This window comes from Streptomyces sp. CNH287, assembly GCF_000424825.1.
In genome coordinates this window covers 181,745-204,364 of the sequence record NZ_AUKQ01000011.1, presented here as the reverse complement: position 1 = coordinate 204,364, position 22,620 = coordinate 181,745, and the positions used below count along the sequence as shown (strand labels likewise).

Genomic DNA, 22,620 nt, shown 5'->3' with positions numbered 1-22,620 from the left:
TGTAGCAACTACTTGATTGCCATACCGTATCGCAACTGGCTGATTGCAGCAAATTCTGCGGGCAAACCCCGACCGGCGGTGCGGCTCCGGCTCGAGGCCGGGCCGCAGTCAGGCCGGGCCGCCCCGGCCTTCGGCCCGGGCGAGGTCCCCGGCGCCGGCCTTCCCGGACACCGGGGCGTCGTGCCGCGGCGAGAACGCCAGCAGCAGGCCGCCGGTGGCCGGATGGGTCAGCTGCGTGCAGGTGACCCCGAAGACGGTCTGGACGAGTTCGGGGGTGAGCACCTCCGCGGGCGGGCCGTCCGCGACGATCCGGCCGCGGTGCAGGACGTAGAGCCGGTCGCAGTAGGTGGCCGCCAGATTGAGGTCGTGCAGCACACACAGCGTCGCCCGCCCCAGATCGCGCACCAGCTCCAGGAGTTCGAGCGCCGCGTACACATCGAGATGGTTGGTCGGTTCGTCGAGGAGCAGCAGCGGGCTCTCCTGGGCGAGCGCACGGGCCACCAGAGCCCGCTGCCGCTCACCACCGGAGAGGGTGGAGAGCCTGCGCGCACGGTGGTCCGCCAGGCGGACCCGCTCCAGTGCGGCGGTGATCGGCGCGCCCCCGCGACCGGTGGCCGACTCAAGGGCCCGGAGCCATGGTCCGCGCCCCATGGTCACGACTTCCTCCACGGTGAAGTCGAAGTCGGGGGTGCTGTCCTGGGCGACGAGCGCGGCGCGCCGGGCGAGCTCGCGCTGACTGAGCGTCCGTACGTCGTCGCCGGACAGCGCGACGCTGCCGGCGACGGGATCGAGCGCACGGTAGATGGTGCGCAGCAGCGAGGTCTTGCCGCTGCCGTTGGGGCCGACGAGGCCGACCCGTTCACCGTCCCCGATGGTGATGTCGCAGTCCGCGACGATCGGGGCGGAACCGATCCGGACACTCACGCCGGACAGTGCGAGCCTCATGACGCCTCCGAACGCCGCAGGAGCCACAGGAAGACCGGTGCGCCGAGCACGGCGGTGACGATCCCGACAGGCAGTTCCTCGGGCCGGACGAGCACCCGGCAGAGCACATCGACGACGACCAGGTAGATCGCCCCGACGAGCATGGCGATGGGCAGCAGGCGCCGGTGGTCCGGGCCCGTCACCAGGCGCACCAGATGGGGAACGATGAGCCCCACGAAGCCGATCCCGCCGGACACGGCGACGAGGACACCGGTCAGGAGGGAGGCGACGACCAGCAGGCGGGTGCGGACGCGGTGCACGGAGACACCGAGCGAGAGAGCCGCGTCGTCACCGGCCGCGAGGGCGTTGAGCGTCCGGGCCTGCAGCATCAGCCAGACGCCCACCACCAGCACGGCCGCCGCCGGCAGGGTCAGGTTCGACCACGACGACTCCGAGAGGGAGCCCAGCAGCCAGAACAGCACCGAGTGCGCCGCGTCAGCGTTCCCGCCGCGGAAGATGACGAAGCTGGTGAGGCCGCTGAACAGGTAGGAGAGCGTCACCCCGGCAAGGATCAGACGGCTCGGGACGACCCGGCCGGCGCGGCGCGACAGTCCGAGGACCGCGGTCATCGCCACCAGCGCGCCGACGAAGGCCGCCGCCGAGGTCGACAGACCGGCCACCGCCACCGACCCGAGGGTGATCGCGAGGGAGGCCATCAGCCCGGCACCCGCGGAGACACCGAGCACGTAGGGGTCGGCGAGCGGATTGCGGACGGTCGCCTGCAGGGTCACACCGACGGCGGCCAGCCCGGCGCCGACGGCGGCGGCCAGCAACACCCGCGGCAGCCGCAGGTGCCACACGATCTGGTCGTCCATGACGTCGGCGGACGTCCCGGTGCCGAACAGGCGATGGGCGATGACCTGGGTGACGGTGTCCAGCCGCACACCGACGGACCCCACCGACACGGCCACGCAGACCGTGACGAGAAGGAGGACGAGCAGCAGCGGCGCGGCGACGGGGAGGGAGGTGAGCGCGGAGCCACGGCCCAGGGCCGGCCGACGGCCCCGCTGCGCGTGCCCTTCGGGACCAGCCGTGCCGGCGCTGGGGATTTGCTTGTGCATCGCGCGCCTTACTGGGAGTGGGACGTGTCCGGGTGCAGGAAGCGCGCTATCTCGTTGACGCCCTCCACCGGCCTGGTGCTGCCGCGCGCCCCGGACTTGGCCGCGTCGATGACGAGCACCCGGCGCTTCTTGACCGCGTCGACGGAGGGGAACTTGCCCCTCAGGAACTCGATCGCCTCCTTTCGGCCCTTCTTCGTGACCGTGAAGTTGTCGACGATGATGGCCCCGGGGTCGCGCGCGACGATCTGTTCGGGGCTGACCGGGGCGAACTGGCCCGGCAGGTCGGCGAAGACGTTCTTCCCGCCCGCCCGCTCGATCACGTCGTCCGAGAGGCCGCCGGAGGTCACGTAGAGCTGGCCGGCGACCTGTGAGAGCTTGGCGACCTCGCGCCGGGGCTCCTTGGCGGTCCGTCGGCGTACGTCGGCGAGGCTGCCACGCACCTTCTCGGCCAGCGCCTGTGCGCGTGTCCTGACGCCGAAGATCGCGCCGAGCTGGTGGATGTCGGCGTCGAGCGCCTCCAGTCCGGAGGTGTCCTCGCTCAAGTCCGCCGCGCAGCCGCCACCGGCCACATAGGTGGCGATGCCCAGTTCCTTCAGTTCGGCGACGCTGGGGCTGCCCGCCTTGCCGGAGACCTTCTCGACCTGATCGGTGATCAGGAGATCGGGCTTGGCGGCTATCAGTGCCTCGGTGCTCGGGTTGCGCGTCCCGAGGCTGGGCAGGGCCGCGAGGCGCGCCTTCAGCTCCGGCGCGGGGGCGGACTCGCCGCGGGTCTTGGCCACGATCCGGTCGCCGACGTCGAGGGCGAACAGGGTGTCGGCGAGGGCGTCCGTGGTGATCGCCACACGCTTGGGGACCTGGTCGAGCTCGACGGTACGGCCACAGGACTCGAAGGTGAGGGTGCCGGCTCCGCTCTTCTGGGGCGAGTCGGCGCCGGCGCCTCCGCACCCGGTCGCTCCGACCGCCGTGAGCGCGACGAGGGCGCCGAGCAGGGCGGCCCGGTGCCGGTGCGGGGCAGCGCGTCGCCCACGGCTCGATGAGGGGTGGTCAGGCTGCGGCTGGAACATGAAAAGGCGTTCCCTTCAGCGAAGGTCCACGTGGTACCGGCAGGCGGTGCGCACATTATTGAATGAGCTTCAGTCGTCATGTTAGGTTACCCTAATGAAACGATCGACATCGCAAGCTCCGGGGCTGGCGGGAGCCGGTGCGCTGCTGCGCCTGCTCGCTCCGATCCGGTCCCGGCTCGTCCTCTGCGCGGTCCTGTCGTGCCTGAGCGCGGCGGCGGGCCTCGTGCCCTACATCGCCGTCGCCGAGATCGCGCGGCTCATGCTCGACGACCCCGCGGGGTCACACGCCGCCATCTGGAGCTGGGTCGGTATCGGCGCCGCGGGTGGCGGCCTCTGGCTCACCCTGTTCGTCCAGACCTCCCGGGTGGGGCACTACGCCGACGCGGCGATCCTGCACGACCTGCGCGTGCGGATCGTGGCCCACCTCGGCAGACTGCCGCTCGGCTGGTTCCGCGCCGCGGGTTCGGGCCAGGTCAAGCGGGCCATGACGGGCGACCTCGAGGAGATGCACGAGGTCATCGCGCACGCCCTGGGGCAACTGGTGGGCGCGGCCACCGTGATGGCCGTCGCGACGGGCTATCTGCTGTCCGTCGATCTGCGCATGGCGTGCGTCGTGCTGGGCGTGCTCCTGCTGACGGGGATCTTCTTCCGCGTCTCGATGCGGTCCATGACGACCCATATGAACCGGCTGGTCGCCGCAGACACACGCATCAGCGCCGCCAGCGTCGAGTACGCCGACGGGATTCAGGTCGTCAAGACGTTCGGTACCGGGGGCCGTGTCCTGCGCCGCTTCGACGACGCCGTGGACGAGCACACCCAGGCGTTCGCGGCCTGGGTCGCCGAGGTCCGCCACAGCTCCGCCGCTACGCGGCTGTTCGGCTCGGAGATGGCCGTCCTCACCGCGGTGGCGGCCGCGGGGCTGGCCCTGGTCGACCGCGGATCGCTCAGCGTCGCGGACCTGGTGGCGTTCCTGGTCGTCGCCATCGGCCTGCCCAACTCCGTCCTCCCCGCCGTGACCGCGGCCCAGGGCGTGCGCAAGGGGCGGATGGGCGCGGCCAACATCGAGCGGCTGCTCTCCCGTACGCCGCTGCCCGAGCCCGAGAACCCGCTGACGCCCGCCGGGCACGACGTCGAGTTCGACCGTGTCTCCTTCTCCTACGACGGGGTGACCCACGCCGTCGAGGAGATCAGCGCCGTCTGCCCGCCGGGCCGGGTCACCGCGATCGTGGGCCCCTCGGGCGCCGGCAAGACGACTCTCGCCAGCCTGCTGCCGCGCTTCTACGACGTCTCGGCGGGGGCGCTGCGGATCGGCGGCGTGGACGTGCGCGCGATCCCGTCCGCGCAGCTGCTGGCGTCGATGTCACTGGTCTTCCAGGACGTCGCCCTGCTGCGCGACAGCGTGGCCGAGAACATCCGCATCGGCCGGCCCGGCGCCAGCGACGCGGAGGTCCGCGCGGCGGCGGAAGCCGCGCACGTCCACGACGTGATCGAGGGCCTGCCCGACGGGTACGACACCCTGCTCGACGCCGGCGGCGGCAGCCTTTCCGGCGGGGAACGCCAGCGGCTGACGATCGCGCGGGCGATCCTGTCCGGGGCGCCGATCGTCGTCCTGGACGAGGCGACGGCCGCGCTGGACACCGACAGCGAGTCGGCGGTCCAGGAGGCGCTGGCCAACCTGGCGGTGGGCAAGACGGTGATCGTGATCGCCCACCGGCTGCACACCATCGCGGGCGCCGCACAGATCCTCGTACTCGAGAACGGACGGCTGGCCGAACGGGGCCGCCACGACGAACTGCTCGCACGCGACGGGCTCTACGCCCGGATGTGGGCCGCACAGGAAGGGGTACTCGCGTGATCCGCCGCTTGTACCGGCTCTGGCCGAATCCGAAGCTGCTGGCCCGGCTGTGGCTGCTCACCGCGGGGCAGGCGGTGCTCCAGGGTCTGCTGCTCGCCCTGCTCATCCCGATTCTGGACGCGGTCGTACGGCCCGAACCGGATATCGGCGCGGCCACACCGTGGCTCGTGCTCGGCGCGGTCGGCGCACTGCTGCACGCGGTGCTGAGCATCGTCGCCACCCCGGTGGGTTTCGCGGCGGCGGGCGCGCTCGCGGCGCAGCTGCGCCGCCGGCTGATGCACCACGTGAGCACGCTGACGCTGGGCTGGTTCACCGCAGAGCACAAGGCCCGGCTCGCGCGGGGGGTGACCGCGGACGTGGGCAGTGCCGCGCACCTGGCCGTGACGATCGGCGGGCCCGTGATCACCTCGACGCTGCTGCCCGCGACGGTCGTCGTCGCCACGTTCACGGTCGACTGGCGGATGGCGCTGCTGCTGTGCGCGATCGCGCTGGTCGCCTACCTGGCCCTGCGGCGTGCCGCGCGGGTCTCCGAGATCGCCGAGATCGAGCTGGAGCGGGCGGCGGCCGGGGTCGCCGGGCGGGCGATCGAGCTGGGCCAGGCCCAGCCGGTCCTGCGTGCCGCCGGCCATGCCGAGGGCACACCCCGGATGCGCGCCGCGCTCGAGGACCACCGCGAGTCCTACCGGGAGGGCATGCGCCGCGCGCGGCGGCCGTTCTTCGTCTACACCGGTGTGATCATGGCCGGGTTCGTCGCGGTGCTCGCGCTGACCGCCCACCTCATGCTCAGCGGCCGGATCGAGATCGCCCAGGCGATCGCGCTGCTCGTGCTGGCCACCCGCTTCCTGGAGCCGCTCGGCAACCTCATCGACCTCATCGGTGCCCTGCGCGCGCTGCGGAACCAGATCGCGCGCATCGAGGAGCTGCTGTCCACTCCCCCGCTGCCGGTTCCGGCCGCACCGGTGCGCCGGATCGCCGAGGCCGACGTCACGTTCTCGAACGTCACCTTCACCTACCCGGGCGGCGACACCCCCGCGCTGACGGACGTGTCCCTGCGCTGCAGGCCGGGCACGACCACCGCCCTGGTCGGGCCGTCGGGCTCCGGTAAGACGACGGTGACCCGGCTCATCGCCCGCTTCTTCGACATCGACTCGGGAGAGCTGCGCGTCGGCGGCGTCGACGTGCGCGAACTCGACCCGGACACCCTGCTGGACGAGATCGCCATCGTCTTCCAGGACGTCTACCTCTTCGACGACACCATCGAGGACAACCTGCGGCTGGCCCGGCCCGGGGCGACGTGGGACGAGTTGCGGGAGGCGGCTGCCGCGGCACGGCTCGACGAGGTGATCGAGCGTCTGCCCGCCGGCTGGCAGACCCGGGTGGGCGAGGGCGGCGCGCAGCTGTCGGGCGGTGAGCGTCAGCGCGTCGCGATCGCCCGGGCGATGCTCAAGCGGGCACGCGTCGTCCTCGTCGACGAGGCCAGCTCCGCGCTCGACCCGGAGAACGAGGCCGCCGTCACCCGGGCCATCGCCAACCTCGGCAGCGACCCCGGCCGCACGGTGATCGTGATCGCCCATCGCCCCGCCACCCTGGCCGCCGCGGACCATGTGGTCGCGCTCGACGGCGGGCGGGTCGCCGAAACCGGCACGCCGGAGGAACTGCTGCACACGGGCGGGACGTTCGCGCGGCTGAGCGCGCGGCACGAGCGGGCACGGCACTGGCGCATCGCCGACGCGGCACGCTGAGCCCGGGGCCGCGTCAGGGGATCTCGGTGCGCAGGTAGCGATGTGCGAGGTCGGTGATGGCGGCGATCAGCTCGTCGGCCAGCCGGTCGATGTCCTCGGCCTCGTGATGGAGCAGCGAATGGGTGGCGCCGTACCAGGCGCTGTAGACCAGGTTCGCCGCCATGGCGGGGTCCGGGGCGTCCGCCGGCGGGTCCGGGCGTTCGGTGATCAGTCGCCGGAACGCTTCGACGTGCGCGTTCTCGGGGCTGACCTGGATCTCCGCCGTGGCGTTGATCGGAGTGTGGCCGTAGAGCACGTCGTGCAGCACGGCGTGCTCCACATAGGCGCGGACCGCGTCGCTCAGCCAGGCGTCCACGCGTCCGACCCAGTCGTCGGCGGGCAGGCTCCGCACCGCCGCGTCCTGCCGCTCGACCAGCCGGTCGATGAAGCGGGCCCGGACCGCGAGCATGAGCTCGCGCTTGGAGGCGAAGTGCAGGTAGAAGGTGCCGATCGCGACGCCCGCGTGCTCGGTGATCTCGTCGATCCGGGCAGCGTCGACCCCCCGCTGGGTGTACACCTCCTCGGCCGCGTCCAGGAGGTCGGCGCGCCGCTCCTCGGCAGGCTTGGTCCGCGGGCGGCCAGCGGTGTATCGGCGCACACTCATTCCACGGATTCTAGTGCCGCGTCAGGCAAGGTTTGCCCGGTAGCGAGGCGTCCTGGTGCGGTCGGCCGGAAGCCGCCTGATCGGCCTCGTAGTGGGCTACTCGGTCGATCGGGCAACGCAGCGGATGGGCGTGCCAGGGCGGCGAGCGGGGTGAACCTTGCCTGACGCGGCACTACGTTCCGGGCGGGAGCACGGCGGGCCCTGCCATGCTCCCGCCCGGCTACCGCGTCATCGGCGGCTGGTCGGGCGTCGCGGGGACGGGGCCCAGGAGCACCGCCCGCGCCACCCTGGGGGTGAAGAGGGCGGTCACCGGTGCGGTCAGACCCAGTACGGAGCGGAAGGCCGGGCCGACCACCACCGGGTCACCCGCGTACCGCTGCTCGACGCGCTCCAGGTACCAGCCCGCGGCGCGGTCCGCGGCCCGTACGGTGAGGGCGTTGCCCACCGCTCCCGGCATGCCCCTGTCCGCTCCCGCCGAGATGTTCCACGCCTGGCGCGACGCCTCGAACAGCGCCCGCTGGACCACTCGCGTCGTCGGCGTGCGCCGCGGGTCGGACAGCGCGTCCCGCAGCGCCACGGCGCTCATCGCCGCCACCGCCATGCCCTGGCCGTAGATGGGGTTGAACGTGCACAGGGCGTCGCCCGCGGCGAGGAATCCGGCGGGGCGGCGGCCCGGGCGGTCGTAGCGGCGGCGCAGGTTGGAGGTCTGGCGGAAGCCGAAGGGCGGCGTGTCCGGCTCGGCCTCCTGTAGCCAGTCGTGGACGAACGGGTGCGGGAAGCGGGCCGCGAACGCGGTGAACCCCTCCTCGTCCGTGGGGGGTTCACCGCCCCTGAGCCCGGAGAGGATCACGATGTAGCGGCCGTCCTCCAACGGGAGCACCCCGCCCCCGTACACCTGCGTGGGGTGGGGGAAGACGTAGTAGCCCAGGGATTCGGAGCCCAGGTTGGCGCTCCGGTTGCGGTAGATGCGCGAGGCGTAGGCGAGGCCCGTGTCGATGGTCTCCTCGGCGGGGGGCTCGGCGCCGAGCGCCGACAGCCACCGCGCGGCAGGTGACCCGCGCCCAGAAGCGTCCAGCACCAGATCCGCCGCCAGCTCCCGCGGGGGGCGGCCGGCGGCCCGGGCGCCCTCGCCCCGGGGGCGCAGCAGCACCCCGCGTACCCGGGAGGCGTCGCCGAGCAGCCCGACGGCCTCCGTCGAGGTGAGCGCCGAGATCGCCGGGTCGGCCAGCACCCGCCGGCGCACCTGGTGCTCCAGCTGCGCCCGGGAGCCGGTGAAGATGTACGACGTGGCCGCCGTACGCGGAAACCAGCAGCCACCCTGCCACTGCACCATGTCCGACGGCATGCCCAGCCGGGGCGCCCCCGCCGCCCGCAGCTCGGCCGTGAAGCCGGGCAGCAGCGCGTCGAGCGCGTGCTGGCCGCCTTCGAGCAGCACGTGCGGGTGCCGGCCCTGCGGCACGCCGGCACGCGGCTCGGCCCCGTCGGGAAGGTCGTCGCGCTCCACGATGGTCACCCGGCCGGCGTGCTTGGCCAGCACGTGTGCGGCGAGCAGCCCCGCCACACCGCCCCCGACGACGACGGCATGGCGTCCGCCCGCGCCCTGCCGCCCGCTGCCTTCTCCTGCGCCATCCACCATCTGCGTGCCCCTCGCGGCGAGTCGTTCCGGATGCGCCATTCTCCCCGCCCGGGCCCGGAAGCTCCGGCATCGGCGGCCACTCGGCGCGACTGCCTCGCTACATGGCCGAAACCCGCCCGGCGGGGGGGCCTGCGCGGCCCAGACGGCGGGGCGGGTCCGGCCAGGAGGCGAGGCGGCACAGCTCCGCGGGAATACGCGGGTGTCGCGGACGCGCTTGCGGGTACGTGCACTTCGCGCCGGTGTGCATCTCACGCCGGCAGGCCCCACTCTCCAGGAGACCTCATGTCCGGTCTGATCGCACGGATCAAGCGGTTCAGCCGCAGCCCCCAGGGCCGGCGGACGATCGAGTCGGCGCGGCGGGCCGCCGCCGACCCGCGCAAGCGGGCGCAGGCCCGCAGCCTGCTGGGGCGGCTGCGCGGGCGCCGCTGAGCGCGGGGGCACGGGAGGGCATTCGGCGGGTGCTCCGTGTGTCCCCGGCCGCTTCCGCCGGGCACGGCCTAACGTACCGGTGACCGGAGCAACCGCGTCGCGAGACCGAGCAGCGGAGGACCACGCCATGACCGCAGGAGTCCAGACGATCATCTACCCCGTCCGCGACCTCCCGCGCGCCAAAGCCGTCTTCCGTCAGCTCCTCGGCGCGGAACCCTTCGTGGACGAGTCGTACTACGTCGCCTTCGACGTCGGCGGCCAGCACATCGGCCTGGACCCCAACGGGCACGGCCGGGGCATGACCGGCCCCGTCGGCTACTGGCACGTCGACGACATCGGCGGCACCCTGCGCGCGCTGCTCGGCTCCGGCGCCGAGGCCTTGCAGGAGGTCCAGGACGTGGGCGGCGGCAAGCTGACCGCGTCCGTCCTGGACGCGGACAAGAACGTCATCGGCCTCATCCAGCCCGCCTGAGCGCGCGTCAGCTTGCGGGCGGCGCGTCCCCGGCCGCCCGCGAGGCGGGCTCCGGCTCCGCCAGCTCCAGCCGGTCCAGCACGGCGGGGTCGGCCAGCAGTTCGATCTCGAGAATCCGCCCGTCCTCGACGGTGAAGCCAAAGACGATGCGCGGCTGGCCGTTCGGTGACCAGACGGCGCCCACCGCACCGTCCAGCAGCGCCGGCTGCGCGTACTCCGCGCGTCCCGAGAAGGTACGGGCGACCGATACCGCACCCCGCACCTCGCTGTCCGCGCCGACCCGCACCGCCTCCTCGTCCGCGCGCAGGACGATGTCCGGGTCGAGCATCGCCAGCAGCGCGTCGAAGTCGCCGCCGCGTGAGGCGGCGAGGAAGGCGTCGACCAGCCGGCGCTGCCGGTGCCTGTCGACCTCGGGAGCCGGGGCGGCGCCCTGCACCCGGCGGCGGGCGCGGCTGGCGAGCTGGCGCGCCGCCGCCGTCGAGCGGCCCACCATGGGCGCGATCTCGTCGAAGGGCACGGCGAACATGTCGTGCAGCACGAACGCGAGCCGCTCGGCGGGAGCGAGCGTGTCCAGCACCAGGAGGAGTGCCGGGCCGACCGAGTCGGCAAGCACCGCCTGCTGTTCGGGGTCGCCCTCGAAGGTGCCGCCGCCCGGCACCGCCTCGGGCACGTACGCCTCCAGCGGCTCCTCGCGCCGCGACTCGCGTGCCCGCAGCATGTCGAGGCAGACGCGGGCCACGACCGTCGTCAGCCAGCCGCCCAGGTTCTCCACGCCGGACGCCTCGGTGCGGCTGAGCCGGAACCACGCCTCCTGAACCGCGTCATCGGCCTCACCCGGCGAGCCGAGCATCCGGTAGGCCACCGCGCATAAGCGGGGGCGGTGCTCCTCGAAACGCTCCGCCAGCCAATCGCCTTGGTCCATCAGTCACGTTCCTCCACCGAGTCCCGCCAGGGCAGCGACGTACAGGGTCCAGCCTATGGGACGAGGAGGACGAGGAGGACGTGCCGGACGGGTTCAGGGCGATCCGGGCGCCGGCCGCAGCGCCGCCGCCCGCCTGGCCGCCGCGCCGCGCCGCGCCCTACGATCAACTTTCGCCGCGCGGCCAGCACACGGGGCAGCGGCACGGCGTGCCAACACCCGGCTCCACGGGGGCCGTACGCCCCTCGGATACGAGCTCGTCCGCGCGTGTAGCGTGCTCGGGTGCGGGGCGGCAGTCCGGCTCCGTCCTCGCGCGAGCGCGGCGGGAGCCGGCCGACGAGGGGGAGTGCATGAGGACCTTGCAGGCGGGGGACCCGGAGCGAATCGGCGTATACCGGTTGCTGGGCCGGCTCGGTGAGGGCGGCATGGGCCGGGTCTACCTGGCCCAGTCGCCGCGAGGACGCACCGTGGCGGTCAAGCTTGTCAAGCCGGAGCTGGCCGGGCACGCGGACTTCCGGACCCGGTTCGAGCGCGAGATCAGTGCCGCGCGCCGGGTCGGGGGCGAGTGGACCGCGCCGGTCCTGGACGCCGACACCGGCGCGGCCCAGCCGTGGGTGGCCACCGGCTACATCCCCGGTCTGTCCCTGCACGAACTGGTCTCCGGCCGCACCCGCGCGCTGCCCGCCCGTACGTTGCGCATCCTGGCGAACCGGCTCGCGCTGGCACTGCGCGCCATCCACGAGGCGGGGCTGATCCACCGCGACCTGAAGCCGTCGAACATCCTGGTGACCATCGACGGCCCGCAGGTGATCGACTTCGGCATCGCCCGCGCGCTGGAGACCGTGGCGGACGGGAACCTCACCCGCACGGGCGCGGTCGTCGGCTCGCCGGGCTTCATGTCGCCCGAGCAGGTGCGCGGCACCAAGCTGACCCCGGCGAGCGACGTGTTCTGCCTCGGGTCGGTGCTCGCCTTCGCCGCGACGGGCCGTACGCCCTTCGGCGCCGCCGACAGCGCCGGGCACGTGCTGCTCTTCCGCGTGGTGCAGGACGAGGCCGAACTCGCCGGGGTGCCCGGGGAACTCCGGGACCTGGTCGCCGGCTGCCTGGCCAAGGACGCCGCCGCCCGGCCGGATCTGGACGAGGTGCTGCGGCGCACGGCGGACGACGAGGAGCCTCCGGAGCCGGGAGAGCCCTGGCTGCCGGGCGACCTGGTCGCCCAGCTGGGGCGGCACGCGGCCCGGTTGCTGGACGTGGAGGTGCCGGAGGCGGCGGCCGTGGTGCGGGCGGCGGACGCGGGCGGCGTACCGTTCGTACCGCTGCCGCCCGCCGTGCCCCCGCGGGTGGCGGGTGCCGCCGCCCCGGCCGCGCCGGCCGCGCCGCCGTCCCCGGCGCAGCCCCCCGGCCCGGGGACCCCGCCTGCGCCCGCGACGCCGCCGCCCGCCCCGGCGGCACCGCCACGGCCCGCGATGCCGCCGCCCGCCGCGACCCCCGTGGTGCCGCCCGTACCGCCGCCGGGTACTCCCCTGTCCGGCGCCGCGCCCACCGAGGCCGGGGGCGCCGTCCCCGTCGGCCTCCCCGAGCCCGGCCCGGGGCCGGCCGCGCGGTTGCACGGCATGGACACGGTCACCCACAGCCCCGGCGGCGGCCCCCTGCCGCCCGGCCCGGCCACCCCCACCACCCTCGGGTTCGGCCCCGCCGAGCCCCCGGCCGAGCCGCCGGTCGGCGGTCCGGGCTTCCGGCGCGGCCTGCTGCTGGTCGCCGTCGCGGTCGTCGGCACCCTCCTCTCCGGCGCCGCCACCTTCGTCGTGCTGCGCGGCTTCGACGGCAAGGACGACGACAGCGCCGACGGCGGCAAGCAGCCCGGTGACGTCAGCGAACAGCCCACCGGCGGCCCCGACCCAGGCCACGAGGGTTCACCGACCGACGACACCCCCGAGGACCCGGAGGCGGAGCAGCCCGCCAAGGGCGACATCCCCCAGAAGTACCTGGGGTCCTGGCAGGGGACGGTCAAGCAGCCCGGCTCCAGCGACGAGATCACGCGCCGGTTCGAGATCCGCTCCGGCAGCAAGGGTGACGTGGTCGCCACCACCGTCAACCTGCACAAGGACCTGCTGTGCCAGGGTGAGGCGACGCTCGTCTCCTTCGACGGCCACATGGTGGTCACCAGCGAGATCACCGACAGCTCCCCCGACAACAGCTGCGCGCCGTACGGGGAGCAGCAGCTGAAGATGCTCGCGGACGGCGCGATGGAGTGGACGTACCCGGCGAAGAACCTCAGGGCGATCCTGCGTCCCGCCGGCGCCTCCAAGGCCGCGGTGCCCCACGGCTTCCTGGGCACCTGGAAAGGGCACACCGACGCGGGCGCGAAGCACGTGCGGGAGCTGACCTTCACCCAGGGCCCGGTCGGGAGCGTCCGGATGACCTCGGTCGGCGACGGCCCCGACTACCGCTGCGAGTGGGACGCGACCCTGGCGGCAGTCGAGGACGAGACGCTGAGCTTCGGCCCCGGAGAGGCCGTCCCGGGCGGGACGGCCGGGAAGTGCGACGACAGCAAGTCCACGAACCAGATCACTCTGCGGGGGGAGAACGAACTCGTGGTCAACGACCTGTCCGGAGACGCCTCGCCCCGCACCTACCGCCGCAACGACTGAACCCCCTGCCGACCCGGCCCCGCCGGGCCGCGCAGCCGCTCGGGCATGCCTGTGCATGTCAGCTCCGCACACCCCTCCCCAAAGAAAGAGGCACCCACGCCATGCAGCGATCACTGCCCGTCATACCCGGCGACGACCGGCCCACCGCACCGCGGTGCACGAGACCGCGGAGAAGCGCGGGCCGCGCCGCCACGGGCGCGCTGCTGCTGGCGTTAGTCTCCGCCGCCTCCGGCTGCGGGATGCTCGACGACGACGAGAAGAAGGCGCCCGACCCCGAGGCCGCCCAGAAAGTCGCCGACGGTGTCCCGCTCACCCCCGAGGAGTGGGGCGGCGAGTTCACCCGCGCGCAGGAGTACGAGGACCGCAACCGGCTGGCCTACGGATGGCTCGACGACGAGTGCACCCGGCAGTACGGCGAGAAGAGCGAGGAGGACGCCCGACCGCTGCTCGCCTATCTCAGCCGCGCCGTGCAGGAGCCGACGGACACCCCGCACGTCGTCGACGGCGAAGCCTGGTCCGGCGTCATGATCTGGGCCGGGGCCGCGGACACCGCCGGCATCATCGCCAACTCCCGCGAGGAGGCCCGCCGCTGTCCCACGCAGGACTACGGCGAGGAGACCTACGAGGACATCAAGGAGGCCACGCCCCCCAAGGTCCCCGGGGCGACCGAGGTGTTCGCGGCCGAGGGCCTGGTCACCAACGACGGCGAGGATCTCAAGTACCACTACACGAGCGTCACCGCCGTCATCGACAACATCAGCCTCTCGGCGACCGTCGAGGCCCGCCCCGACGACGCGAAGCAGGCTCGCGCCAAGGCGGGCAAGGCGCTGCGCCTGATGGCCGGCCGGCTGTGACACCCGGCGGGCGCGGCCGGGACTGACCTCCGCGGGGGGCGGGGCCCGCGTGCGGTGCGGCCGTTCGGCGGCGACCGAAGTGCCGCGGCGGCATCATGGGGGCCATGGAGCCACGCGCACGCCCCCTCGGCCCGGCCTCGGCCCCGGACGCCGCGCCCTCGCTGGCCCGGCTGGCCGGGCTTCTGGCGGACGGGACGCGCGCCCGGTTCTGCCTGGCGCTGCTGGACGGGCGGGCCTGGACGGCGGGTGAACTGGCGCGCACGGCGGGCGTCGCGGCGGCCACCGCCAGCGGGCACCTGGACAAACTGGTGGCGGGCGGCCTGCTGGCCGAGGCGCGCCAGGGCAGACACCGGTACCTGCGGCTGGCCGGTCCGGAGGCCGCCCAGCTCATCGAGGACCTGGCGGCGCACGCCGGTCCCGCCCCCGCCCCGCGCGGCCTGCGCCATGCCTCCGCCGGTGCGGCCATGGCGCGCGCCCGTACCTGCTACGACCATCTGGCCGGGCGGCTGGGGGTGGCCGTGACGGACGCGCTGCTGGCCGGCGGCCTGCTCCAGGAGTCGACGGGTTTCGCGGTGACCGAGCGGGGCATGGAGTGGTTCCGCGGCCTGGGCATCGAGCTGGCGCGGCGCCCGGCCGGCCGCCGCCCGGTGGCCCGCTCGTGCCTGGACTGGACGGAGCGCCGCCCCCATCTGGCGGGCGCGGCGGGCGCGGCGCTGTGTGCGTACGCGCTGGCGGAGGGCTGGTGCGAGCGGATCGGCAGCCGACGTGCGCTGCGGGTGACCGGGCGGGGGGAAGAGGCGCTGCACGGGCTGCTGGGCATCGTGCCCGCGGACCTGCGCGTGCCGGCCGGGGGCGCGAGCGGGTGAGCCCGCGCGGAAATCGGCGAAGAGCCGCCTGGGACCGATGAGTTTCGCGGGGCGGCGGCGTCAGTATCGGTGAAGGCCACCGCAGGGGCGGCGGCCGGCCGCTCACCACGCGGCACCAGACCCGCGGTACCAGGAGAGATGAGGCTCCCCATGTCCAAGATGATCTTCGTGAACCTTCCCGTGCGGGATCTGCCCCGGTCCCGGGAGTTCTTCTCCAGGCTCGGCTTCACCTTCAACGAGCAGTTCTGCGACGACCAGGCGGCGGCACTCGTCATCGACGACGAGAACGGCATCTACTCGATGCTGATGGTCGAGCCCTTCTTCAAGACCTTCACCAACAAGGAGATCGGCGACACCTCCCGCGCCGCCGAGGTGATCGTGACGCTGGGGCTGGAGAGCCGTGCGGCGGTCGACGAGCTGGCCGACAAGGCCCTGGCCGCCGGGGCCGAGGCCACCAAGGACCCGATGGATGAGGGCTTCATGTACGGGCGCAGCTTCCAGGACCTGGACGGGCATCTGTGGGAGATCATGTGGATGGACCCGGCCGCCGTCCAGGAGCAGCCCTCCGCCTGAACCGCCGGTGGAGCGCCGGCCCGCCGCCCGTGCCCGCTCCCGGTGACCGGGGCGGGCGGGCGACGGCAGCGGCCGGAGGCCTGCGGTCAGGGCAGCACGGCGATGCCGTCCAGTTCGACCAGCGCCTCCACGTCCCACAGACGGACGACGCCCACCAGCGCCATCGCCGGATAGTCGCGGCCCGCCTGTGCCCGCCACACCCGGCCCAGCTCCTCTGAGTGCTCCCGGTACCCGGCGACGTCGGTGGTGTAGACGGTGACCCGGGTGAGGTCGGCCGGGGTGCCGCCGGAGGCGTGCAGCGCCGCCAGCAGGTTGGCCAGCGCCCGCGAGAACTGCGCGGGCAGGTCCGCGCCGGTGATCACACCCGCCGGGTCGAGTGCCGTCTGTCCGGCCAGGAAGACCAGCCGGGAGCCGGTGGCGGTGACCGCGTGCGAGAACCCGGCGGGCGGCGCGAGCTGCGGAGGGTTCGTGCGGTGGAGGGTCATCGGGGCGACTCCTTGGGTCGGTACAGCTCCTTGGCGATGATCGAGCGCTGCACCTCGGTGGCGCCCTCGTAGATGCGGGGGGCGCGGACTTCGCGGTATAGGTGTTCGAGGAGATGTCCTCGCTGAAGGGCGGCGGCGCCATGGATCTGCACCGCGGCGTCGACGACCCACTGGGCGGTCTCGGTGGCCAGCAGCTTGGCCATGGCGGCGCGCTGGGCGATGCCGCCCTCGCCCCGGTCGTACGCGGCGGCCGCCGCGTAGACCAGCAGGCGGGCGGCCTCGGTGCGGGTGGCCATCTCGGCGAGCTGGTGGGAGACGGCCTGGAGGTCGCGCAGCGGGCCGCCGAAGGCGGTGCGGGAGGCGGCGTGGGCGAGCGAGGCGTCGAGCGCGGCCTGTGCCATGCCCACCGCGAAGCCGCCGACGCTGGGCCGGAAGAGGTTGAGCGTGCGCATGGCGACGCCGAATCCCTGGCCGGGCGCGCCGAGCACGTCGGCGGGCGTGACGGGGACCGCGTCGAAGGTCAGCGTGCCGATCGGGTGCGGGGAGAGCATGTCCAGCCGCTCACCGGTCAGCCCCGGCCGGTCGGCCGGCACCAGGAACGCGGTGACCCCCCGGGCACCCGGGGCCTCACCCGTACGGGCGAAGACGGTGTAGACGTCCGCGTGCGGGGCGTTGGAGATCCAGGTCTTGGTGCCGCTGAGCCGCCAGCCACCGGGGGCGGGACCGGCGGCGGGACCGGCCGGGGCAGCGGGACCGGCCGGGGTGAGCGGATCGGCGGCGAGGGAGAGCGCGGCGGCATCGGAGCCCGCGCCCGGCTCGCTGAGAGCGAAGGCGGCGACCGCCCGGCCCGCGGTCACCTCCGGGAGCCAGCGCGCGCGCTGCGCCGCGCTGCCGGACAGCGCGATCGGGCCGGCGCCCAGCCCCTGGAGCGCGAGCGCGGTCTCGGCCTCCGTGCAGACGCGGGCGAGGGACTCACGCAGCAGGCACAGGTCCAGCGCCGGGGGCGCGGTGCCGTCCGGCGGGAGGACCCGCGCGAGCAGGCCCAGCTCGCCGAGCGCGGCGACCAGCGGGCGGTTGACCTGCCCGTGCCCGGTGCCCGGTGCCAGCGGGAGCAGCCGCTCGGCGGCCAGCGCGCGCAGCCGCGCGCACCACTCCTCCTGCTCCGGTTCCAGCGCGAACGCGCGCATCGCGACACCCTCCGTCGGTCGTGCCGCGACTGGCGCGGCTATCGCGGCACATTGACTGCCGTCACCAACACGTTACGCTCATCGGCACACCGGCACGCCAGGAACCGACGCCTTCTGGATCGCCGCAAGGGGGCATGAACGCCATGCAGCTGAGCCCGTCCGCGCACGTCGACACCTTCGCACGCGACCATCTCCCCCCGCCCGGCCAGTGGCCGCAGCTCACCCGCGAGCTGCCCGAACTGCGCTATCCCGCCCGGCTCAACTGCGGTGCGGAGCTGCTGGACCGCACCGTGGAGCGGTTCGGCCCCGACCGGCCCGCCTTCCTCAGCGACACCGAGAGCTGGACGTACGGCGAGCTGCTCGAGCGGGTCGACCGCATCGCGCGGGTGCTGACCGAGGAGCTGGGCGTCGTACCGGGCAACCGGGTGCTGCTGCGCGGTCCCACCACGCCGCAGCTGGCGGCCTGCTGGCTGGCGGTGATGAAGGCGGGCGCGGTCGCGGTGACGGTGCTGGCGGGGCAGCACGCCCCGGAGCTGCGCACGATCTGCGAACTGGCCCGCGTCCGCCACGCCCTGTGCGACGTGCGGACGATGGACGATCTGGCCGAAGCCGGGGTGCCCGGCCTGCGGGTGACGCCCTTCGGCGGCGGCACGGCGCAGGACCTGATGCGGCGTGCCGAGCGGCAGCCCGCGGGGTACACGGCGGTGGCGACGGCGGCCGACGACGTGGCGCTGATCGCGTTCACCTCCGGCACCACGGGCCCGCCCAAGGGGTGCATGCACTTCCACCGCGACGTGCTGGCCATCGCGGACACCTTCTCGGCCCGGGTGCTCCGGCCGCGGCCGGACGACCTGTTCGCGGGCAGTCCGCCGCTGGGCTTCACCTTCGGGCTCGGCGGCCTGGTCGTCTTCCCGCTGCGGGCGGGCGCAGCCGCGCTGCTGGAGCAGTGGAGCGGGCCGGAGCAGATGCTCGAGGCCGTCGGGCGGCACCGGATAACCGTGCTGTTCACCGCGCCGACCGCCTACCGGGGCATGCTCGGCAAGCTGGGCACGGGCACAGGTGCAGGCACGGGCGCGGGCGCGGAGACCGGCACCGGCGGCGCGCCCGGCGGCCACGACATCTCCTCGCTGCGGCGCTGCGTCTCCGCGGGCGAGCACCTGCCCGCCGCCACCTGGGAGGCGTGGCACGCGCGTACCGGGGTGCGGCTGATCGACGGCATCGGCGCCACCGAGATGCTGCACATCTTCATCTCCGCCGCCGACGACGCCATCCGCCCGGGCCGCACCGGCGTGCCCGTGCCCGGCTTCGAGGCGCGCGTCGTCGCGGAAAGGGACGGGGCCACGCCCGTGCCGGACGGCACACCGGGCCTGCTCGCCGTACGCGGCCCGGTCGGCTGCCGCTACCTCTCGGACGAGCGGCAGCGGGAGTACGTGCGCGACGGCTGGAATCTCACCGGCGACACCTACGTCCGGGAGCCGGACGGCTACTTCCGCTACGTGGCCCGCGCCGACGACATGATCATCTCGGCCGGGTACAACGTGCCCGGTCCCGAGGTCGAGGGCGCGCTGCTGCGCCATCCCGAGGTCGCCGAGGCGGCGGTGGTCGGCGTACCGGACGAGCGGGTGGGCCAGCGGGTGGTCGCCCACGTGGTGCTGCGCGAGGGCGGGCCCGGCTCGGCCGAGCGGGCGGCCGGACTGGCGGAGGAGCTGCGGGAGTTCGTCCGGGCGGAGCTGACGCCGTACAAGTGCCCGCGGCAGATCGTCTTCGCCGCCGCGCTGCCGCGCACCCCGACCGGGAAGCTCCAGCGCTTCCGGCTGCGCGAGGGCGAGCCGGTGCCCGAGCCCGGCCCGCGGGGGGACCGTTGAGCCGCCGCCGGGCCCGCGGCACTCCTCTACAGTGACGCCGTGGCCCAGCACCCCTCCCCCGGCTCCCTGATCGTCACGTTCTACGGCGCCTACGGCCGGGAGTTCAGCGGCGGCGGCACGGTGCCGGTCGCCGTGCTGATCCCGCTGCTGGGAGCCCTGGGGATCGATCCGCCCTCGGTGCGTTCGGCCGTCTCCCGGCTCAAGCGGCGCGGGCTGCTGGTGGCCGAGCGTCCGGGCAGCAGGTCCGCCGGCTACGCGCCCTCGGCCGCGGCGCGGCAGCTGCTGGAGGACGGCGACCGGCGCATCTACAGCCGCCCCCGGCCGGACGGCAGCTGGCTGCTGGCGGTCTTCTCGGTGCCCGAGAGCGAGCGCGGGCGCCGCCACCTGCTGCGCTCCCGGCTGGCCGGGCTGGGATTCGGCAACGCGGCGCCGGGGGTGTGGATCGCCCCCGCGCAGCTGGAGGAGGAGACCCGGCACGAGCTGCGGCGGCTGGAGCTGACCGGCTACGTGGAGCTGTTCCGGGGCGACCACGCGGGCTTCGAGCCGACCGCACAGGCCGTCGCCCGCTGGTGGGACCTGGACGCGCTGGCGCGGCTGCACCAGGAGTTCCTCGACGTCCACGAGCCGGTGCTCCGCTCCTGGGAGAGGCGGCGCGCGGGGCCCGCGCGGGAGGCGTACCGGGACTACCTGTTCGCGCTGGACGCCTGGCGGCGGCTGCCGTACGCCGATCCGGGCCTTCCTCCGGCGCTGCTGCCCGCGCCCTGGCCGGGCGAGCGCTCGGCACGGGTCTTCGCGAAGCTGCACGCGCGGCTCTACGAGCCGGGCGCCGGATACCCGGCGCGGCTGCGGAACAGCCCTTAGGTTTCCGGGTTCTGTCCGCACCGGTACGCCGGAGTGGTCACGCCGGCGGGCCTCGGCCAGGTGTTCACCCGGCCGCCTCGCCGGAGTCCCCGGCCGAGGCACGCCGACGGCGTCGCCATGCTCCGGGCGCGATGCTCTGGTGCCGGCGGAACGCCCGGCTGAAGGCGGCGTCGGTGTCGTAGCCGATCGCGAGGGCGATCTGCTGAAGGTTCGATTCGGTGTCACGCAGTAGTGCTTTCGCCCGGTGCATGCGCCAGTAGGTCAGGTAGTTGATCGGCGAGTCACCTGTCTTTCGCCGGAACGCGGCGGCGAACGCGGCCCGCGACATCCCGGCTCGGCGCGCGAGCTCCTCAACCGTCCACGGGTGTGCGAGATCGGCGTGGAGGTCGTGCAGCGCCGGCGCGAGCTGCGGGTCGCTGAGAGCGGAGAGCCATCCGTGTGAGCCCTCGGCGGAGGAGACGTGGGTACGAAGGGCGTACACGAACAGAGCGTCGGCCAGGCGGCTCATGACGAATCCGGAACCGAAACTGGAGGAGGTACGCTCCAGCTCCAGCAGCCTGAACGTGGAGCGCAGAGCGTCGCCGATCGAGTCGTCGAGATCGAGTCGCAGTACGGGAGGCAGCACCTTCAACAGCGGCTCGGCGGCGCCGGTGTCGAAGGCCAGGCGCGCCGAGACGATCTCGGTCACCGAACCCTCTGTGCCGTGTCGTACGGAAGAACCCCGCCGGGACGCCAGAAGGCTCTCGCAGCTGACCAGGGCCCGCCCCGGTTCGTCCACGAGGGCGAACTCGGCGCCGGCCCGGACCAGAAAGCAGTTGCCGGGGGCGAGCGGTTCCGGGTCAGCGTCCGGGGCGAGCTGCCAGCAGCGCCCACTCCTGATCATCATCACGTGCGTCGTACGCGGCGACCTGAAGGAGATCCCCCAGGCTCCGTGGGCTTCCACCTTGAGGTACTGCGAGTCCTCGGCAGACCTGGCCGCCAGGACGTCATCGATGGGGTCCACCTCGTCACCCTACTTCGAAAAGATCCGTAGACGATCAGTCATGAATTCCAGACTTCTGGAGTCCCTGCGCTTCGATCGGCCGCCGTAGTGTCGACAGCGCACGGGGAGGCCGTCGGCGTGAGGGCGGGGTCCTCAACGATCAGCGACGCAAACCCCCGGCCGCGCGGATCCGTCCTCCCCCACCTCCGCACCCGACCCACCCGAATCGCTGGAGTTCACATGTCCGAGTCCGCCGCCCCGCCGCCCTCAGTCGCCGTCGCCTTCCACTCCGGCCGCGGCCACACCGCGGTCCTCGCCCTGGCGCTCCGGCGCGGGGCAGCGGACGCAGGCGCCGACGTGGCCCTCGTCCCGGTGGACACCATCACCGACGAGCAGTGGCAGCGGCTGGACGACGCCGACGCGATCGTCTTCGGCTCGCCCACCTACATGGGCAGCGCGTCCGCCGCGTTCCACACCTTCGCTGAGGCCACCAGCGGGCGCTTCGCGGAAGGCCGCTGGGCCGACAAGCTCGCGGCCGGATTCACCAACTCCGCCTCCAAGGCCGGCGACAAGTCCAGCACTCTCGCCTTCTTCGCCACCTTCGCCGCCCAGCACCGCATGCTGTGGGTCAGCCTCGGCCTCGCCCCCGGCTGGAACTCCACCACGGCCTCCGAGAACGACTTGAACCGCCTCGGTTTCTGGGGCGGCGCCGGGGCGCAGACCCCGCTCGACGGTGGCACCGAAACCGTCCACGCCGCCGACATCAGCACCGCCGAGCACCTCGGCGCCCGTGTCGCCGGCCAGGCCGCCCTCACGGCGGCCGGACGCCGCGCCGCAGCCGTCACCGGCTGAGGCGACGACCGCGCAGCCGCTCCCGTACGGGTGCGGTGAACGCCTGCACCCGTGTTCTCCCGGCCTCCGGCGGTCGAGGCCGCGGCAGTGCGACTCCGTCCCACCGGCGCGGTCCCGCGGGCAAGCTCGGTCGCCACATCTCCAGTGGCCGGAACGAACATCCCGGCTGTCCGACCGGTGCCACGACCACCCCGGCGGACTCCGGTCACGGCACCAGTGCCCTCCCGGCAAGCTTTGCCCTGTCGCGGCACCAGTGCCGCGTCAGGCAAGGTTTGCCCGGTAGCGAGGCGTCCTGGTGCGGCCGGCCGCAAGGCGCCTGATCGGCCTCGTAGTGGGCTACTCGGTCGATCGGGCAACGCAGCGGATGGGCGTGCCAGGGCGGCAAGCGGGGTGAACCTTGCCTGACGCGGCACTAGCCTGGAGGCGTGTACGCGCGACGGCGGCGGCGTTATCTCGTGCTCATGGCGGTCTGCCTGACACTCTTCGTCAGCGCCTGGGCCTTCGTACGGCTGTGGTCGGTGCCCGTCGCGGTGGGGATGTGCGTGACGGCTATGGTCATTCCGCCCGTCGCCGCGATCGTCGGCAACCGGCGGGGGCCGGACGACCACTGGTGGGACGAGGAGGACGGCTGACCGGCCC

General features: G+C 73.8%; 21 protein-coding genes. 12 read left to right on the top strand and 9 right to left on the bottom strand.

Translation table 11 applies throughout. The annotated features are described in order from the left end of the window. Positions 1–108: 108 nt before the first annotated feature. Genes H299_RS0112305 through H299_RS0112295 form a run of 3 tightly spaced genes read right to left on the bottom strand, consistent with a single transcriptional unit; the run spans position 109 to position 3,109 of the window. Positions 109–945, bottom strand: coding sequence for an ABC transporter ATP-binding protein (locus H299_RS0112305; protein ID WP_027748650.1), 837 nt, complete (start codon positions 943–945; stop codon positions 109–111). Then, a complete protein-coding gene (locus tag H299_RS0112300; RefSeq protein ID WP_027748649.1) occupies positions 942–2,045 on the bottom strand; it encodes an iron ABC transporter permease in 1,104 nt (367 codons plus the stop codon). Before H299_RS0112300 ends, H299_RS0112305 begins: the two co-directional genes overlap by 4 nt. 8 nt (positions 2,046–2,053) lie before the next feature. Next, positions 2,054–3,109, bottom strand: coding sequence for an ABC transporter substrate-binding protein (locus H299_RS0112295; RefSeq protein WP_027748648.1), 1,056 nt, complete (start codon positions 3,107–3,109; stop codon positions 2,054–2,056). Positions 3,110–3,203: 94 nt separating this feature from the next. Between H299_RS0112295 and H299_RS0112290 the strand changes: the two genes are divergently transcribed. Next, positions 3,204–4,964 carry an ABC transporter ATP-binding protein gene (locus H299_RS0112290; protein ID WP_027748647.1) on the top strand — a complete coding sequence of 587 codons (1,761 nt, stop codon included), beginning with the start codon at positions 3,204–3,206 and terminating at the stop codon, positions 4,962–4,964. After that, positions 4,961–6,706, top strand: a complete 1,746-nt coding sequence (locus H299_RS0112285) for an ABC transporter ATP-binding protein (protein ID WP_027748646.1) — start codon at positions 4,961–4,963, stop codon at positions 6,704–6,706. Before H299_RS0112290 ends, H299_RS0112285 begins: the two co-directional genes overlap by 4 nt. A gap of 13 nt (positions 6,707–6,719) precedes the next feature. Here the strand turns inward: H299_RS0112285 and H299_RS0112280 are convergent, their stop codons facing one another. Both H299_RS0112280 and H299_RS0112275 read right to left on the bottom strand, forming a co-directional pair. Next, complete coding sequence (locus tag H299_RS0112280) at positions 6,720–7,349, bottom strand: TetR/AcrR family transcriptional regulator (RefSeq protein ID WP_027748645.1); 630 nt, start codon at positions 7,347–7,349, stop codon at positions 6,720–6,722. Positions 7,350–7,569: 220 nt separating this feature from the next. Further along, positions 7,570–8,985, bottom strand: coding sequence for an FAD-dependent monooxygenase (locus H299_RS0112275; protein ID WP_027748644.1), 1,416 nt, complete (start codon positions 8,983–8,985; stop codon positions 7,570–7,572). A 282-nt stretch (positions 8,986–9,267) separates the two neighbouring features. On the opposite strand from H299_RS0112275, the gene H299_RS39925 reads away from it, so the two are divergent. Both H299_RS39925 and H299_RS0112265 read left to right on the top strand, forming a co-directional pair. Next, a complete protein-coding gene (locus H299_RS39925) occupies positions 9,268–9,414 on the top strand; it encodes a hypothetical protein (RefSeq protein WP_199782431.1) in 147 nt (48 codons plus the stop codon). Positions 9,415–9,541: 127 nt separating this feature from the next. Continuing rightward, positions 9,542–9,886 carry a VOC family protein gene (locus H299_RS0112265; RefSeq protein WP_027748643.1) on the top strand — a complete coding sequence of 115 codons (345 nt, stop codon included), beginning with the start codon at positions 9,542–9,544 and terminating at the stop codon, positions 9,884–9,886. A gap of 7 nt (positions 9,887–9,893) precedes the next feature. Here H299_RS0112265 and H299_RS33760 read toward each other — a convergent pair whose 3' ends face one another. After that, positions 9,894–10,808, bottom strand: a complete 915-nt coding sequence (locus tag H299_RS33760; RefSeq protein WP_051262385.1) for a sigma-70 family RNA polymerase sigma factor — start codon at positions 10,806–10,808, stop codon at positions 9,894–9,896. 347 nt (positions 10,809–11,155) lie between these two features. Here H299_RS33760 and H299_RS33755 point away from each other — a divergent pair, with 347 nt between their 5' ends. The 4 genes from H299_RS33755 (at position 11,156) to H299_RS0112240 (ending at position 15,749) form a co-directional block, all read left to right on the top strand. Next, positions 11,156–13,456, top strand: a complete 2,301-nt coding sequence (locus H299_RS33755; RefSeq protein WP_078512668.1) for a serine/threonine-protein kinase — start codon at positions 11,156–11,158, stop codon at positions 13,454–13,456. 101 nt (positions 13,457–13,557) lie between these two features. Then, positions 13,558–14,310, top strand: a complete 753-nt coding sequence (locus H299_RS0112250; RefSeq protein WP_027748642.1) for a hypothetical protein — start codon at positions 13,558–13,560, stop codon at positions 14,308–14,310. Between the two features lie 104 nt (positions 14,311–14,414). Beyond that, positions 14,415–15,176 carry a winged helix-turn-helix domain-containing protein gene (locus H299_RS0112245; RefSeq protein ID WP_051262383.1) on the top strand — a complete coding sequence of 254 codons (762 nt, stop codon included), beginning with the start codon at positions 14,415–14,417 and terminating at the stop codon, positions 15,174–15,176. Positions 15,177–15,326: 150 nt separating this feature from the next. Then, a complete protein-coding gene (locus tag H299_RS0112240) occupies positions 15,327–15,749 on the top strand; it encodes a VOC family protein (protein ID WP_027748640.1) in 423 nt (140 codons plus the stop codon). 86 nt (positions 15,750–15,835) lie between these two features. Here the strand turns inward: H299_RS0112240 and H299_RS0112235 are convergent, their stop codons facing one another. Both H299_RS0112235 and H299_RS0112230 read right to left on the bottom strand, forming a co-directional pair. Then, complete coding sequence (locus H299_RS0112235; protein WP_027748639.1) at positions 15,836–16,234, bottom strand: RidA family protein; 399 nt, start codon at positions 16,232–16,234, stop codon at positions 15,836–15,838. Beyond that, positions 16,231–17,421, bottom strand: coding sequence for an acyl-CoA dehydrogenase family protein (locus tag H299_RS0112230; RefSeq protein ID WP_027748638.1), 1,191 nt, complete (start codon positions 17,419–17,421; stop codon positions 16,231–16,233). Before H299_RS0112230 ends, H299_RS0112235 begins: the two co-directional genes overlap by 4 nt. 143 nt (positions 17,422–17,564) lie before the next feature. On the opposite strand from H299_RS0112230, the gene H299_RS0112225 reads away from it, so the two are divergent. Continuing rightward, positions 17,565–19,286, top strand: coding sequence for an AMP-binding protein (locus H299_RS0112225; protein ID WP_027748637.1), 1,722 nt, complete (start codon positions 17,565–17,567; stop codon positions 19,284–19,286). Positions 19,287–19,325: 39 nt separating this feature from the next. Continuing rightward, entirely contained in the window at positions 19,326–20,147 is an 822-nt protein-coding gene (locus H299_RS0112220) for a PaaX family transcriptional regulator C-terminal domain-containing protein (protein ID WP_027748636.1), read from the top strand. Positions 20,148–20,211: 64 nt separating this feature from the next. On the opposite strand, the gene H299_RS33750 is transcribed toward H299_RS0112220, so the two are convergent. Next, a complete protein-coding gene (locus tag H299_RS33750) occupies positions 20,212–21,150 on the bottom strand; it encodes an AraC family transcriptional regulator (RefSeq protein ID WP_051262382.1) in 939 nt (312 codons plus the stop codon). A 219-nt stretch (positions 21,151–21,369) separates the two neighbouring features. On the opposite strand from H299_RS33750, the gene H299_RS0112210 reads away from it, so the two are divergent. Both H299_RS0112210 and H299_RS33745 read left to right on the top strand, forming a co-directional pair. Then, on the top strand, positions 21,370–21,981 hold the full coding sequence (locus H299_RS0112210; RefSeq protein WP_027748635.1) for a flavodoxin family protein: 612 nt from the start codon (positions 21,370–21,372) through the stop codon (positions 21,979–21,981). A gap of 425 nt (positions 21,982–22,406) precedes the next feature. Beyond that, positions 22,407–22,613, top strand: coding sequence for a DUF3099 domain-containing protein (locus H299_RS33745; protein ID WP_037758826.1), 207 nt, complete (start codon positions 22,407–22,409; stop codon positions 22,611–22,613). Positions 22,614–22,620 lie beyond the last annotated feature (7 nt).

Excerpts from the sequence above, each read along its gene's own strand:
- H299_RS0112305 (WP_027748650.1), bottom strand. The coding sequence starts at position 945 with ATGAGGCTCGCACTGTCCGGCGTGAGTGTCCGGATCGGTTCCGCCCCG.
- H299_RS0112300 (WP_027748649.1), bottom strand. The coding sequence starts at position 2,045 with ATGCACAAGCAAATCCCCAGCGCCGGCACGGCTGGTCCCGAAGGGCAC.
- H299_RS0112295 (WP_027748648.1), bottom strand. The coding sequence starts at position 3,109 with ATGTTCCAGCCGCAGCCTGACCACCCCTCATCGAGCCGTGGGCGACGC.
- H299_RS0112290 (WP_027748647.1), top strand. The coding sequence starts at position 3,204 with ATGAAACGATCGACATCGCAAGCTCCGGGGCTGGCGGGAGCCGGTGCG.
- H299_RS0112280 (WP_027748645.1), bottom strand. The coding sequence starts at position 7,349 with ATGAGTGTGCGCCGATACACCGCTGGCCGCCCGCGGACCAAGCCTGCC.
- H299_RS0112275 (WP_027748644.1), bottom strand. The coding sequence starts at position 8,985 with ATGGTGGATGGCGCAGGAGAAGGCAGCGGGCGGCAGGGCGCGGGCGGA.
- H299_RS39925 (WP_199782431.1), top strand. The coding sequence starts at position 9,268 with ATGTCCGGTCTGATCGCACGGATCAAGCGGTTCAGCCGCAGCCCCCAG.
- H299_RS0112265 (WP_027748643.1), top strand. The coding sequence starts at position 9,542 with ATGACCGCAGGAGTCCAGACGATCATCTACCCCGTCCGCGACCTCCCG.
- H299_RS33760 (WP_051262385.1), bottom strand. The coding sequence starts at position 10,808 with ATGGACCAAGGCGATTGGCTGGCGGAGCGTTTCGAGGAGCACCGCCCC.
- H299_RS33755 (WP_078512668.1), top strand. The coding sequence starts at position 11,156 with ATGAGGACCTTGCAGGCGGGGGACCCGGAGCGAATCGGCGTATACCGG.
- H299_RS0112250 (WP_027748642.1), top strand. The coding sequence starts at position 13,558 with ATGCAGCGATCACTGCCCGTCATACCCGGCGACGACCGGCCCACCGCA.
- H299_RS0112245 (WP_051262383.1), top strand. The coding sequence starts at position 14,415 with ATGGAGCCACGCGCACGCCCCCTCGGCCCGGCCTCGGCCCCGGACGCC.
- H299_RS0112240 (WP_027748640.1), top strand. The coding sequence starts at position 15,327 with ATGTCCAAGATGATCTTCGTGAACCTTCCCGTGCGGGATCTGCCCCGG.
- H299_RS0112235 (WP_027748639.1), bottom strand. The coding sequence starts at position 16,234 with ATGACCCTCCACCGCACGAACCCTCCGCAGCTCGCGCCGCCCGCCGGG.
- H299_RS0112230 (WP_027748638.1), bottom strand. The coding sequence starts at position 17,421 with ATGCGCGCGTTCGCGCTGGAACCGGAGCAGGAGGAGTGGTGCGCGCGG.
- H299_RS0112225 (WP_027748637.1), top strand. The coding sequence starts at position 17,565 with ATGCAGCTGAGCCCGTCCGCGCACGTCGACACCTTCGCACGCGACCAT.
- H299_RS0112210 (WP_027748635.1), top strand. The coding sequence starts at position 21,370 with ATGTCCGAGTCCGCCGCCCCGCCGCCCTCAGTCGCCGTCGCCTTCCAC.